Below are 13506 nucleotides of genomic sequence, written 5' to 3' on the forward strand. Positions count from 1 at the left end.
GCGACGGCGTTGCGGGGTGCAAAGGATAACGCCCTGCGCCATGCTGGCGCCCTGCCGCGGATCCGGGCGCCCCCGTTGCGAGTGCCGATGACCCCTGCCGAGACGCCCGCGCCCGAAGGCTTGAGTACCGAGGAGGCGCGCGCGCGGCTGCGGCGCTTCGGTCCGAACCGCCTGCCCGAGGCCCCGCGCAAGCACGTCGGCAGGCTGTTGTTCGAGGTGTTGCGTGAGCCGATGTTCCTGCTGCTGGTTCTCGCGGCGGCGCTCTACGTGCTGCTCGGCGATGCGGCCGAGGGCGCGTTGCTGGGTCTGTTCGCGTGCCTTTCCCTGGGCCTGGTGGTCGTCCAGGAGTACCGCAGTGAACGCGCGCTCGATGCGCTTCGCGCCATGGCGGCACCGGTGGCGCGCGTCCGGCGCGATGGTCGCGTGCAGGCCCTCCCCGCCGCCGAACTGGTGCCCGGCGACTGGATCCTCGTGGCCGAAGGAGAGCGTGTTCCCGCCGACGCCGTGCTGCGCGAGGGCCATGCCCTGCGTGTCGACGAATCCCTGCTCACCGGGGAATCGGTGCCCGTCGGCAAGCACCTCGCCCCGCGCGCGCAGTCCGATCCCGGGCTGCCGGGCGGCGAGGGCGGGGTGGGGCTGTTCGCAGGGACGCTGGTCGTCTCCGGCCACGGCATCGCGGAAGTGGTCCGCACCGGGCTTGGGACGCAGGCCGGGCAGATCGGCGCGTCCCTCGCCGGGATCGTCGTCGAGAGGACGCTGCTCCAGCAGTCGATGGGTCGGCTGGTCCGGATGCTGGGAGTGATGGCCGCGCTCGTCAGCGCGGCCGTCTTCCTGCTGCATGGCCTGATGCGCGGCGAATGGATGGATGGCGCGCTCTCCGGCATTGCCGTGGCCATGGCGCTGTTGCCGGAAGAGTTTCCGATGGCCTTTGCGGTCTTCATCGCTTTCGGCGCGTGGCGCCTCGCGCAGCTCCGCATCCTGGCGCGTCGACCCTCGGTGATCGAAACCTTGGGCGCGACGAGCGTGTTGTGCGTCGACAAGACCGGCACGCTCACCGAAAACCGGATGCGCGTGCGTGCGCTGTTGTCGCCGGAAGGCGAGGCCTGGATCGATGCGTCGAGCCGCGAGGTGCCGGAAGCCGTGCATCGGCTGCTCGAGCATGCCGTGCTGGCCAGTCGCGCCGATGCGGTCGACCCGATGGATCGCGCCGTGCGCCATGCCGGCGAGGCGACACTGGCCGGAACCGAGCACTTGCACGACGAATGGCCGCTGGCTCGGCAGTACGGGCTGACCGCGGACTTGCTCGCGTACTCGCAGGCGTGGGTGCGTGACGAGGGCGGTGTGATCGTCGCCACCAAGGGGGCGCCCGAGACGATCGCCGGGCTGTGTGGCCTCGATGCGACGGCGACGGCCGCCATGCTGGCCGACGTCGCCCGGCTCGCGGCGAAGGGCTTGCGCGTCCTCGCCGTGGCGCATGCCGGGCCTTTCGACGTCGCCCCCGACGATCCGCGGAGCGTGGCCTTCATCTTCGATGGCCTCGTGGGGTTCGAGGACCCCCTGCGCGGCTCCGCCCGCCAAGCGATCGCTTTGGCGCGATCCGCCGGCATCCGCGTGGTGATGATCACCGGCGACTTCCCGGCCACCGCGCTCGCCATCGCGGCCCAGGCCGGCATCGACACGGCGGCGGGTGCGCTCCGTGGCGCCGAGGTCGCGACGCTCGATGATCCGGCGTTGGATGCTGCCGTCGCGCGCGTTTCGGTGTTCGCACGCATCCGTCCCGAGCAGAAGCTGCGCCTCGTCGAGGCCTTCAAGCGCCGCGGCGAGGTGGTGGCGATGACCGGCGACGGCGTCAACGATGCGCCCGCGCTCAAGGCCGCGCACATCGGCCTCGCGATGGCCGGCGGCGGAACCGACGTCGCCCGCGAGGCGGCGGCGATCTCCCTGCTCGAGGACGACATCGGCCACATCGTCGACGGCGTGCGCATGGGTCGCCGCATCTTCGACAACCTGCGGAAGGTGCTGCTCTACATCGTGGCGATCCATGTGCCGATCGCCGGGTTGGCCCTGCTTCCGGTGCTGCTCGGCTGGCCGCCGCTGCTGCTGCCGATGCACGTGGTGCTGATCGAGATGGTGGTCGACCCGATCTGCGCCATCGCCTTCGAAAGCGAGCCCGGCGAGCGCGACCTGATGACGCGGCCGCCTCGCCGCGCGGCCGAACCCCTGCTTGGCGTTGCGCAGCTCCTGCTCGGGGCCATCCAGGGGCTGCTGCTGTTTGCCGGGGTCATGGGCCTCCATGTCGCGGCCGTGGCGCGCGGCATCGCGGAAGACGAGTCACGCACCTTGGCGTTCATCGCCCTCACCGCGGGCAATTTCGCCCTGGTACGCATCAACGGCGCGCGCGGCGCGGCGCTGCCGCGGCTGTTCGAGGCGGGGCATCGCGCGTTCTGGGTCGTCGTCGTGGTCGCCAGCGCCATCGTCGCGACCTGCGTGCTGTGGCCGACGGCCGCCGGGCTGTTCGGCTTCGCGCCGCCGGGTCTCCCTGCCGCCTTGGCCGCCGTCGCGGTCGGTGTTTCGGCGGCGGCGCTGTTCGAGCCGTTGAAGCGCGTGCCAGCCGTGCGGAAGGCGCTGGGGGGCGCCTAGGGCGGCATCGGCGGTTTCGCGGAATGCCCGGCCAGTCGCGCCGCGATGCCGGCGCGGGTGAGTTCACCCACATGGACGTCGATCAATCGCCCTTCCGCATCGAAGAACAGCGTCGTCGGCAGCCCGCGCACCCCGACGTCCTGCGAGAGCCGCGAAAGCCGATCAACGAGCACGAGGTCGAGAGCCAAGCCTTCGGCGTCGAGGTAGCGCTGGATCGTTCCGGCGTCCTCGCCCTGGTTCGCGAACACGATGTGCACGTCGTCGTACCAGGCTTGCGCCGCCGCGAGCGCGGGCATTTCGCGACGGCAGGGCGGGCACCACGTGGCCCACAGGTTCACGACGATGGGTTGGCCCTTCAACGCCGCAAGGCGCGTGCTCCGCCCATCGAGCCCCGTCAGCACGGCGTCGGACAGCCCGATGGTCCGCGCCTGCCCGTGCTGGAGGCCGACGGTGAGGGCGCCATAGGTCAGCGCGGCCGCGCCGAGTCCCGCCACCAGAGGGCGGCGCAGTTCCGGCGTCCGCCACGCCCGCCATCCGGCGACGGCGAGGGCGGCGAGCACGCCCGCGATCGGCAGGTAGCCGCCATCGCCGGGGCGCAACATCGCCCACGGGTCGGCGGCATACAGCGGCCACCACGCCACGATGAACGCGAGGCGTGCCACGACGAGACCGGCGAGGACGACGTCGAACAGGGCGCCGCCGATGGCGGGCTTCGGATCCGGTGCGCCACGGAGCATCCATCGCCCCGCCGCCGTGCCTGCCGCCCAGGCGGCGAGCAGGATCAGGACGGTGAACGGCAGGGGGCCAAGGCTGGTCATCGGCGCATACTGGCGACAACGCCTTCAGGAGCGTGTCGATGGCTGCGCCGCCGCCGGGCAACGAGCCCGGCCTCGAAACCCGCCTGCTCCGTGCGTGGCCATGGGCGCTGCTCGGCGGCACCGTGTTGCCCGCCGCGCTCGCCCTGGTCATCGGCGTGATGGCGCCGGACATCCCGTCGGTCGACGAGGCGAAGCGCCTGTGGATCGCGTGGTTCACCCTCGTCGGCGCGGTCGTCTTCTACTGGACGATGGTGTTCACCGTCGCCGCCGGTTGCTGGGTGGTGCGGGTGATGAAAGGGCCGGTGCGTGAGGGCGACGATCCCTATCCCTTGCCGAAGCAGGATCACTTCGAGGTCTGAGTCGAGTACACGAGGCTGAGGCAGGTCAGGCCCGCTTCCGCCTTGCCGAATTCCACGAGCGGCGTCTCGACCAGCCCGTCGGGCCGATGGCCGCGGGCGCGCCAGGCCTCGCGGACGCGCGCAAGCGTCTTCGGTGTGGCCGCGTTCACCAGCACCCGATCGTCCACGCGCAGCAGGTTGGCGGCAAAGGGTTCGTCCGAGGGCACGCCCAAGGTCTCGAAGCCTGCGGCACGCAGCGTGTCGGCGTCGATCCAGTCGGGGTTCACCACCAGCAGGCCGTCGTCGAGCGCCGTGCAGGCGGTCTTGAAGTGCAGGCTGCGGCCGACGGCGAAGGTCTCCACCGTGTAGCCGAAGGGCTCGACGAGCGCGCGCAGCTGGCGCACGCCCTCCGCATTGGTGCGCGTGGTGAGCCCCACCATCAGCCGGCGGCCGAGGCGTAGCACATCGCCGCCCTCGAGCGTGCCCGGCGCCAGGATGCGGCCCACGGGGCGGCCGAGGTCGCCGGCATCGGCGAGCACGTGGTCGGGCTCGGCCTCGCGACTCGGCGTGGGGCGTGTCAGCACCAGCACCTCGTCGAGCACGAGGGCGGTGTCCTCCATGAACACGCTGTCCGGATGCGCCTCGATGGCCGGCAGCACCGTGACCTCGAGGCCCATCGCCGCGAGTGCGTCGCGGTAGGCCGTGTGTTCGCGGTCAATCCCCGCCGCATGAATCGGGATGCGTTCGAGGTGGGTCAGTTCGCAGGCGTCGAGCAGGCTGCGTGCGGGACGGCGCACCAGGGCGTGGGATAGGCGGCGGGCGGGGTGGGCCATGGCGGCGTTCCAGCGACGGAGTGCAAAGGGTGGCGACCGCCACGCGATTTGGCCAGCCGCCGAGGTTCCGGCCAGGCGCGCCCGATAGACTGGGATTCACCGGTGCCTGCCGATCCCACGAACGTGCCTGACCCTTCCGCCGATCCCTGCTTCACCGACGCATCGAAGTCGCCGGGTCTCGGCCTCAGCGTTCGCGGTCTGCGGCGGGTCTTTGGCACCGGCACCGGCGCCGTGCACGCGTTGCGCGGCGTCGATCTCGAGCTGATGCAGGGCGAGATCGTCGTGCTGCTCGGCCCCTCCGGCTCCGGCAAGTCGACGCTGCTGAACATCCTCGGCGGGCTCGATCGGCCGACGGCCGGCGACGTCTGGTTCGAAGGCGATTCGCTCGCGGCCAAGAGTGATCGCGCGCTCACGGCGTACCGGCGCGACGCCGTGGGCTTCATCTTCCAGTTCTACAACCTGATCCCCAGCCTGACGGCCGAGGAAAACGTCCAGCTCGCCACCGACATCGCCCGCGATCCGATGTCGCCGGCCGAGGCGCTGGCGCTCGTCGGCCTGTCGGCCCGGGCGACGCACTTTCCCTCGGAACTCTCCGGCGGCGAGCAGCAGCGCGTCGCCATTGCCCGCGCCTTGGCGAAGCGGCCGCGCGTGCTGCTCTGCGACGAACCCACCGGGGCGCTCGACCTGCGCACGGGCATCACCACGCTCGAGGCCCTGGTGGCGGCGAACCGCAGCACCGGCACGCTGCTGATGATGGTCACGCACAACGCCGACATCGCCCGCGTCGCCGACCGGGTCATCCACTTCGCCGATGGCGCCATCCGCGAAGTGGTCCGCAACGAACGGCGTGTGCCGCCCTCGGAGCTGCACTGGTGAAGACCGCCTCGCCGCTCCGCCGCAAGCTGTGGCGCGACCTGTGGCGGACGCGCGCCCAGGGGCTGACCGTGGTGGTGCTGCTCGCGATTGGCGTCGGTCTGATGATCGCTTCGCTGGGTGTCCGGCACTCGCTCGTCGAAGCGCGCGACGCCTACTACGCCTCGAACCGGCTGGCCGACCTGCAGGTGGCCCTGGTGCGCGCGCCGCGCCCCTTGGCGTCGCGAATCGCCGCCCTGCCCGGCGTGCAGGCGGTGTCGGCACGCGTGGTGGCCGGCGCGATCGTCGAGTTGGGCGTGGCCGAGCCGCCGGTGAGTGCCCGCGTGGTGTCGCTGGTGCCGGCGGGCGACGAGGCCGTCAACCAGCCTTGGCTCGTGGCCGGACGTTGGCCCGTTGCCTCGCGCAGCGACGAGGTGCTGGTGAACGAGGCCTTCGCCACCGCCCGCGGTCTACAGCCCGGATCGCGCCTGCCCTTGTTGTTGCGGGGCCAGCGCGTCGAGGTCGTGGTCGTCGGCATCGCCAATTCGCCGGAGTTCGTCTTCGTCAGCCCGCCCGGCGAGCTGTTTCCGCAGCCTGATCGCTTCGCGGTGCTGTGGATGCCGCAGCGCGCACTGGAGCAGGCCGCGCAGATGGCCGGGGCCTTCAACGACCTCGTCCTCCGGCTGGCGCCCGGGCAAGCGGTCGCGCCGGTGGCCGAGGCGCTCGACGGCCTGTTGGCGCGCTATGGCGCACAGCGCGCGCAGGGCCGCGATCGCATCCCCTCGGCCCGATTCCTCGACCAGGAAGTGCAGCAATTGGCGACGATGGCGACGATCCTGCCGCCCATCTTCCTCGCCGTGGGCGCCTTCCTGCTCGCGATCATCCTCGGCCGCCTGATCGACGCGGAGCGTTCGAACATCGGCCTCATGAAGGCCTTTGGCTACCACGCGGGCGAGGTGGGGTGGCGTTATGCCGGATTCCCCCTGGTGCTCGTGCTGATCGGACTCGTGGCGGGCTTTGTGCTGGGGACCGGGATCGGCCGCTGGATGGCGGACCTCTACCTCGAGATCTACCGGCTTCCGGCCCTGCCGTTCCGCCACGACGCGGCCGCCATCGCGCTGTCGGTCGCCACCGCCTTCGTTGCCGCGGCAATCGGTACCGCGGCCCCGCTGCGTCGCGTGATCCTGCTGCCGCCGGCGCAGGCCCTCGCGCCGCCGCCGCCGCCGCGCTACCGGGCCGCGGCCGGCGGCTTGGAGCGCCTGTACCGCCAGCTCGAAGTGCCGGCGCGGATCGTGCTGCGGCGGCTCACGGGCGCCCCGCGCCGCTCGCTGACGACGGTGGCCGGGCTCGCCTGCGCGGTGATGCTGCTCGTGGTGTCGAGCCGCTTCCCGCTGGCCATCGACCGTCTGCTTTCGCTGACCTTTTCGGAATCCAAGCGGCAGGACGTCGCCCTGACGCTGATCGAACCGCAGGGCAGGGCGGACGTGCTCGCCCTGTCGCGGCTGCCCGGCGTGTCCGAGGTGGAGGCCTTCCGCTATGCCAGCGTCGAGTTCAGCGCGCATGGACGCCGCGTCGAGGAGGTCCTCACCGGCCTGCCCGCCGATGCGCGGCTGGAGCGCTTGGTGGACGTGGACGGCAGGCCGCAGGGGCTCCGCGACGATGGCCTGGTGGTGACGGCAGGCTTGGCGCGCGCGCTGGCCGTGGCGCCCGGGGATCGCGTCACGGTGCGCTTCACCGAGGGCTTGCGGCGCTCCGTCGACCTGCCGGTCGTCGCCGTCGTGACCGTCACCAGTGGCATGGGCGCCTACCTCGAGCTCACTGCCTTGCAGCGCCTCGCCGGCGAGCCGGGGCGCGTGTCGGGCGCCAACGCGCGGCTCGATCCAGCCGCCCTGCCTGCGTTCAACGCTGCCGTGAATCGGACGCCGGGCCTCGCGGGCGTCTCGTACGTCGGCTTGGCCGAAGCCTCGATGCGGCGCATCTTCGACGAGGGCGCGGGGACCATGGACGCCCTGTTCGCAGCTTTCTCTATCGTCATGGCCGCCGGCATCGCCTACGCCACCGCCTCGGTGACGCTGGCCGAGCAGCGGCGCGATCTCGCCACGCTGAAAGTGCTCGGCTTCACGCCGGTCGAAGTGTCGGCCCTGCTGGTGGTCGAAGTGCTCGTGCTCACTGTGGTCGCCCTGCCGCTCGGCGTGTGGCTGGGGCAGCATGCGGCGAACGCCTTCCTCGCCGCGATGGGCACCGACCTGTTCACCTTCCCCGACATCCACGATGCTGCCGCCGACGCCCGCGCGGCCCTGATCGTCGTCGCGTCCGTGCTGGCGGCCCTGCTGGTCGTGCGTCGGGGCGTCGATCGCATCGATCTCGTCGAATCGCTGAAATCCCGGGAGTAAGCCGTGCCGAATCCCCTCCGCCCACGTACCCGGTGGTTGGCCCTCGCAGCGGCGGCCTTCGTCGTGATTCTCGTGCTCGCGTGGTGGTGGCCACGGGCCTTGCCCGTCGACGCGGTCACGGTGGGGCGCGGCGACGTGGCGAGCAGCGTGGTGGACCTCGGCGAGACCCGCGTTCGCGAGCCCTACGTGATCACCGCGCCGGTGGCCGGGCGGCTTCGTCGCGTCGCGCTCGACGTTGGCGATCCTGTCGCCGAGGGCGCGGTCTTGGCCTGGATCGATCCCGCGTCGAGCACGCCGCTCGATGCGCGCACGCGCGCCAGCCTCGAGGCCGCCCTGCGGCAGGCCAGGTCCACGCGCGATCGTGCCGGCGCCCATGCGCAACTCGCGGCCGAAGAGGCCGAGCGCACGGCCCGCTTGTGGGCGCAGCGCCTGGTCTCGGAACAGACGCATCGCGCCGCGCAGCTGATGCGACGCGAGGCCGAGGCCGAGCGGGCGGCGGCTGACGCCGGTGTCGCCCGCATCGAGGCCGAGCTGGCCGAGTCGCAGGCGGGCGGGAGCGCGGCGGTCGCGGTGTTGTCGCCGATCGAGGGCCGCGTGCTGGCCCGCCACGCCGAGAGCGCCAAACCGGTGCTCGTCGGCGAGGCCTTGATGGACGTCGGGCGCCCCGACACGCTCGAAGTCGTGGCGGAGTTCCTCTCGCAGGACGCCGCCCTGATGCGCGAAGGCGCGCCGGCCTGGATCGAAGGCTGGGGCGGCGCAGCGGTGCCGGCGCGGGTGCGGCGCATCGCCCCAAGCGGACGCCTGAAGGTATCCGCCCTCGGCGTCGAGGAGCGTCGCGTCGACGTCTGGCTGGACCCCGCCGAGCCGATGCCCGGTGCCGGGCACGGCTTCCAGGTGGAGGCCCGTGTCGAGATCGCTCGCGTGGAAGGCGTGGTGCGCGTGCCGGTGGAATCGCTGGTGCGCGATGGCGAAGGATGGCGCGCGTGGCGCATCGACGCCGGGCGAGTGAACGCCGTGCCGGTGACCGTCGGCCTCACCGATGGCCGCTGGCGCGAAGTGCGCTCCGGGCTCGCCGCGGGCGACGTGATCGTCGCGGCGCCGGACCGCCAACTCGCCGAAGGCCTGCGCGTGTCGCCGCGGGACGTCGCGGGGGATTGAGGCCCGGGTCCTCTTTCCCTCATCGCCCGGCGACGACCGACGCCGACGGCGGACCGCCCCGGAACACCTCGGCATAGAGCGCCATCGCCCAGTCGACGAAGGCGCGGACGCGCGCACTCAGATGCCGGTTGCGGGGATACATCACGAACAGCGGGAAGGGCTCCGGGTCCCAGGCCTCGAGGATGCGCACGAGGCGTCCATCGGCGAGTGCATCCAAGACGACACCGCTGCTCGGGAACTGGCCGATCCCGAGCCCCTCGACGACCAAGGCGCGGTAGGTGTCGGCATCGTTGGTGCCCACGCGGTGGGGCAGCGGGGTCTCCTCGACGCGGCCGTCGATCGTGAAATCCAGGGGCATCGCCTTCCCGGTCTTCGCCGAGAAGAAGTTGACGGCCCGGTGCCCTTCCAGAGCCTGAGGTGATGCGGGGGTGCCGAATCGGCCGAGATAGGCCGGCGAGGCGCAGGTGATGACCGGAAACTCTCCGAGCTTCCGCGCCACCAGCGATTCATCCAGCACGTTGCCGCCGCGGATGACGCAGTCGACGCTCTCGAGGATCAGGTCGACGGGCCGGTCGCTGCTGCCCAATTCCACGGTGATGCCGGGGTAGCGCTCCAGGAAGCCGGGCAGTGCCGGTGCGATGACGTGCCGTCCGGCCGAGGCCGGGACGTCCACCCGGATGCGTCCGCGAGGCGATCCGACGCGTCCGCGCAGCCGGTCCTCGACCTCGGTGATCTCGCCGAGGAGTCGCTGCGACCAGTCGAAATACGCCGTGCCCTCGTCGCTGAGGGAGACGCGCCGTGTCGTCCGGACGAGCAGCTTGACGCCGAGGTGCTCCTCCAGCTGCGACACCCGTTGGGACACCGTCGCGTTGGGCAGGTCCAGAGCCTCGGCGGCCCGCGAGAAGCTGCCGAGTTCGGCCACCTTGGCGAAGGTCTGCATCGCCTTGATCAGGTCCATGCGGGCCGCTCCCGGATTGATTATTCGTATCGTGCGAATAGTAATTCCATTTTCCCCCGATTAATCAGGAATGGTGCGGGCCTTACCGTGGCGACAGGCCCTTCGCCGCCGGCGATCGGGCACCCACCCACGGAGAGTTTCCATGAAGCAAACCATCCTGTTGACCGGCGCCTCGGGCGGATTCGGTCGTCTCGCCACCACCGCCCTGTTGGCGCGCGGCCATCGCGTGGTCGCGACCGTTCGCGATCCGGCCGGACGCAATGCCACGCAGGCGAACGCCCTCGAGGCCGAAGGCGCGACGGTCGTCGAGATGGACGTCAGCGACGATGACAGCGTCGAGCGGGGTGTCCGCCAGGCGGTGCACGCCCTGGGCGGGCGCCTCGATGTCGTGGTCAACAACGCCGGCGTCGGCGTGCATGGCCTGCAGGAGGCGTTCACCAGCGCCGACTGGCAGCGGCTCTTCGATATCAACGTGTTCGGCGTCGCCCGGGTCAACCGGGCCGCGTTGCCGACGATGCACGCCCAGCGATCGGGCCTGCTGATCCACGTGTCGAGCCTGCTGGGTCGCGTGGTCATGCCCTTCTACGGCCCTTACAACGCGAGCAAGTGGGCGCTCGAGGCACTGGCCGAGAACTACCGGGTCGAACTCGCGCCGGTGGGCATCGACAGCGTCATCGTCGAGCCCGGCGGCTTCAACACGGCGTTCAGCAGCCACCTGATGCCCCCGTCCGATGCCGGTCGAGAAGCGGCCTATGGCGAGTTCGCCCGCCAGCCGGAACTCGCGCTCAAGGGCTTCATCGCCATGGTGGACGCCACGCCGGCGCAGGACCCCCGGTGCGTCGCCGAGGCGATCGCGGATCTGGTCGACCGTCCGGCGGGCCAGCGCCCTTTCCGCACGCCGGTGGACTTCCTCGGCATGGCCAACGCCATCGCCCCCTACAACCAGCAGCTCGAATCCCTCCACCGCGGCCTGTACGACGGCATGGGGATCGGGGCGCTGCTCGACCGCAACCCCAGAACCTGAGCGACCCGGAGCCGCCAATGAAGATCCTCGTCAATGTCTTCCATCCCAACCTCGCCGCCTCGCGCGTCAACCGGCGATGGGCGAGTGCGCTGGCCGAGCGGCCCGAAGTGACCGTCCATCGCGTGTACGAGCGCTATCCCGACTGGCGGATCGACGTCGAACATGAAAAGTCGCTGCTCCTCGCGCATGACCGCATCGTCTTCCAGCATCCGTTCTTGTGGTACTCCACGCCGCCGCTGATGAAGAAGTGGCTGGACGATGTGTTGACCTACGGCTGGGCCTATGGGCCCGGGGGGCACGCCCTGAGGGGCAAGGCATGGGTCTCCGCCATCTCGACGGGCGGGCCGGCGACGTCCTACCAGGCGGGGGGCTACAACCACTATGCGATGAGCGAACTGCTGAAGCCCCTGCAGCAGACGGCCAACCTGCTGGGCATGACCTTCCTGCCCGCCTACGTGCTGCATGGCGCGGTAGAGCTCGCCGACGACGCGCTGGAGGCGTCGGCCGACGCGCTGCTGCGGCACCTCCTCGACCCGGAGTTGGACCCCGGGGTGCGACTGGCCCGCCTGCTGGGACGGATGGAAGAGACGAGCGTCGTGCTTTAGGGAACGTCCGCGCTCGCGCTCAGTCCGTGCACTCCGTCTGGGGCAGGGCGCCGGAGAACCGCCGGATCGGCGTGCTCGTGAGCACACCGGCCGCATCGATCTCCAGGGTGACCCGCTCGCCGTTCTCGGGCCGCAGCGTCATGGTGCCGACCAGGGGCAGGGGGAAGTTGGTCACGGCGAGTCCTTCCGTTCGATTGAACGGCGTGCCGGCCACCGGCCGCCCCATGTCGCCCCGGTAGCTGCCATCGGCTTGGCGCTCGAGCAGCGCCACGGACCAGCCGGGCGTGCCGTCGCCGTCGTAGGTGTAGCCGGCGAGGAACATGCGGCTGCCTTGGTGCACCACGTTCACGCCCCAACCCGGGGCCTCGGGGTTCCACCACAGGCCGCTGAGGTTGCCCGTGCCGGCACGGGAGCCGACGGTGAACACGCAGGTGGGGGGCTTGGCATCGATCGCGAAGGGCACCAGCTTGCGCGTGCGGACGGGCTCGCTGCCCAACTTCACGCCGAACTCGAGATCGCCGTTGCTCGCGAAGAGAAGCGTCACCGTGCCGAGGACTGCAGGGGTCCGCTGGGGCGGTACGGGCGCGGTGCCGGGCGCGAAGGGGCTGCCCGTCCAGCGCACGATGTCCCCCCGGAGCACGCCCTGTGCGTCGGGCTTCAGCGACTCGAGGGAAAACCACTCCGGACTGCCGTCTTCGCCGTAGGTCATCCAGACCGGGAACACCTGTTCGCCGACATGGGAGACGGCCAGCGTCCAGCCCGGCTCGAGCGGAGCCCAGTACAAAGCCGTGTGGTTGCGCGGCGGCACGGGCGGCAGGAGACGTGACAGGAAGGCCACGTCGTCGAAGCGACCGCCCGCCGACTTCGGCCCGTTGCGTGCAACGACCAGTTGCAAGGAGGGAATCACATAGAGCCGTTGCTCATAGGCGCCGGCCGCCATGGCGAAGTCGTCGGGAAGGAACGCGGCTTCGATCAGGCCGAGGATGTGGCGTTCAAACTGCGGTGCCGTTTGTGCGAGCGAATCGGGGACCTCGCGATTCAGCCACCAGTACAGGCCATAGGCGGGGTTGGGCGTCGTTCCCGTCAACGCCTGTTCGAGCCGGTCCTGCGAAATCAGGGTTTGGCCTTTCCAGCGCCCGCCAAGCCGCACCATCTCGCCGAGGTTGGCCCATTCGCGCGTCCGCACGTAGGCGCCGCCGCTGAGCTGCGGGTTGCCGTCGCTGAAGTTGCCGCGCCAGCTCACCTGGATGCCCAGTGGACCGAACAGGCGACGCTGCATGTAGTCCGCCACCTTCTCACTGCCGAGCTTGCGTTGCAGGGCGGCACCGAACACGTTCGGCGCGCTGCCGTAATCGAAGAGCGTGCCCGGGTCGGCGACGGCCTTGGCCTGCAGGAAGCTTTCCCAGCTGCTCTGCTCCTTCACGTCATCAAGGCCGCTCGTCATCGTGAGCAGGTGGCGCCAGGTGATGCGCGAGCGCCGGGGATCGCTGCGCCACTCGGGCACCACCTCGGCCACCGGGTCGTCCAGCCGGTACAGCCCGTCCTCGGCGGCCATGGCCCCGAACAGGCCGGTGAAGCCCTTCGTGCCGCTGGCCAGCAGCACCTGCGTGTTCGCGTTGCCGCCGTTGGCATACGACTCATGGATCAGCTGGCCGTCGTGCAGGATGACGAGCCCCTGGCCCCCCGCCGACTCGTGGTAGGCGCGCGCGGCGGCGATCTGGTCGGCGGTCGGGGGCGGGGCGGCCCAGAGCATGCCGGCGGCCAGCGCGCCGAGCAGCGACAGCCCGTGCCGGACCCGCGGGAGGAGGGTGCGTGTGATGCCCATGGCGAGGTGCCTCTTCAGACGGTTTGAGGCGGCGAACGCGCGGAGGCGCCTTCGGTTGACCG

The 13506-nt window shown here is 71.0% G+C and carries 11 protein-coding genes; 7 read left to right on the forward strand and 4 right to left on the reverse strand.

What is annotated here, in order from left to right:
* The first annotated feature begins 87 nt into the window (after window positions 1-87).
* Entirely contained in the window at window positions 88-2640 is a 2553-nt protein-coding gene (locus ACYVAK_RS12140; RefSeq protein ID WP_461061317.1) for a cation-translocating P-type ATPase, read from the forward strand.
* On the opposite strand, the gene ACYVAK_RS12145 is transcribed toward ACYVAK_RS12140, so the two are convergent.
* Window positions 2637-3458 carry a TlpA family protein disulfide reductase gene (locus tag ACYVAK_RS12145; protein ID WP_461061319.1) on the reverse strand — a complete coding sequence of 274 codons (822 nt, stop codon included), beginning with the start codon at window positions 3456-3458 and terminating at the stop codon, window positions 2637-2639. The genes ACYVAK_RS12140 and ACYVAK_RS12145 overlap by 4 nt on opposite strands.
* Before the next feature lie 38 nt (window positions 3459-3496).
* On the opposite strand from ACYVAK_RS12145, the gene ACYVAK_RS12150 reads away from it, so the two are divergent.
* Window positions 3497-3817, forward strand: a complete 321-nt coding sequence (locus ACYVAK_RS12150) for a hypothetical protein (protein WP_461061321.1) — start codon at window positions 3497-3499, stop codon at window positions 3815-3817.
* Here the strand turns inward: ACYVAK_RS12150 and ACYVAK_RS12155 are convergent.
* Complete coding sequence (locus ACYVAK_RS12155; RefSeq protein ID WP_461061323.1) at window positions 3802-4629, reverse strand: dimethylarginine dimethylaminohydrolase family protein; 828 nt, start codon at window positions 4627-4629, stop codon at window positions 3802-3804. The genes ACYVAK_RS12150 and ACYVAK_RS12155 overlap by 16 nt on opposite strands.
* Before the next feature lie 123 nt (window positions 4630-4752).
* Between ACYVAK_RS12155 and ACYVAK_RS12160 the strand changes: the two genes are divergently transcribed.
* From ACYVAK_RS12160 to ACYVAK_RS12170, 3 genes are read left to right on the forward strand one after another with little or no spacing between them, the layout of a single operon-like run.
* Window positions 4753-5505 (forward strand): ABC transporter ATP-binding protein, encoded by a 753-nt coding sequence (locus tag ACYVAK_RS12160; protein WP_461061325.1) that lies wholly within the window; start codon window positions 4753-4755, stop codon window positions 5503-5505.
* The gene (locus tag ACYVAK_RS12165; protein WP_461061327.1) at window positions 5502-7874 is read left to right on the forward strand and encodes an ABC transporter permease; all 2373 of its coding nucleotides are present in this window, start codon (window positions 5502-5504) and stop codon (window positions 7872-7874) included. Before ACYVAK_RS12160 ends, ACYVAK_RS12165 begins: the two co-directional genes overlap by 4 nt.
* Window positions 7875-7877: 3 nt before the next feature.
* A complete protein-coding gene (locus tag ACYVAK_RS12170) occupies window positions 7878-9032 on the forward strand; it encodes an efflux RND transporter periplasmic adaptor subunit (RefSeq protein ID WP_461061329.1) in 1155 nt (384 codons plus the stop codon).
* Between the two features lie 19 nt (window positions 9033-9051).
* On the opposite strand, the gene ACYVAK_RS12175 is transcribed toward ACYVAK_RS12170, so the two are convergent.
* The gene (locus tag ACYVAK_RS12175; RefSeq protein ID WP_461061331.1) at window positions 9052-9990 is read right to left on the reverse strand and encodes a LysR family transcriptional regulator; all 939 of its coding nucleotides are present in this window, start codon (window positions 9988-9990) and stop codon (window positions 9052-9054) included.
* Window positions 9991-10132: 142 nt separating this feature from the next.
* Between ACYVAK_RS12175 and ACYVAK_RS12180 the strand changes: the two genes are divergently transcribed.
* A complete protein-coding gene (locus ACYVAK_RS12180; protein WP_461061333.1) occupies window positions 10133-11014 on the forward strand; it encodes an SDR family NAD(P)-dependent oxidoreductase in 882 nt (293 codons plus the stop codon).
* Window positions 11015-11031: 17 nt separating this feature from the next.
* Window positions 11032-11619, forward strand: a complete 588-nt coding sequence (locus ACYVAK_RS12185; protein ID WP_461061335.1) for an NAD(P)H-dependent oxidoreductase — start codon at window positions 11032-11034, stop codon at window positions 11617-11619.
* Window positions 11620-11638: 19 nt separating this feature from the next.
* On the opposite strand, the gene ACYVAK_RS12190 is transcribed toward ACYVAK_RS12185, so the two are convergent.
* Window positions 11639-13444 carry a serine hydrolase domain-containing protein gene (locus tag ACYVAK_RS12190; protein WP_461061337.1) on the reverse strand — a complete coding sequence of 602 codons (1806 nt, stop codon included), beginning with the start codon at window positions 13442-13444 and terminating at the stop codon, window positions 11639-11641.
* Window positions 13445-13506: the final 62 nt, after the last annotated feature.

It is taken from the genome of Silanimonas algicola (assembly GCF_054777375.1).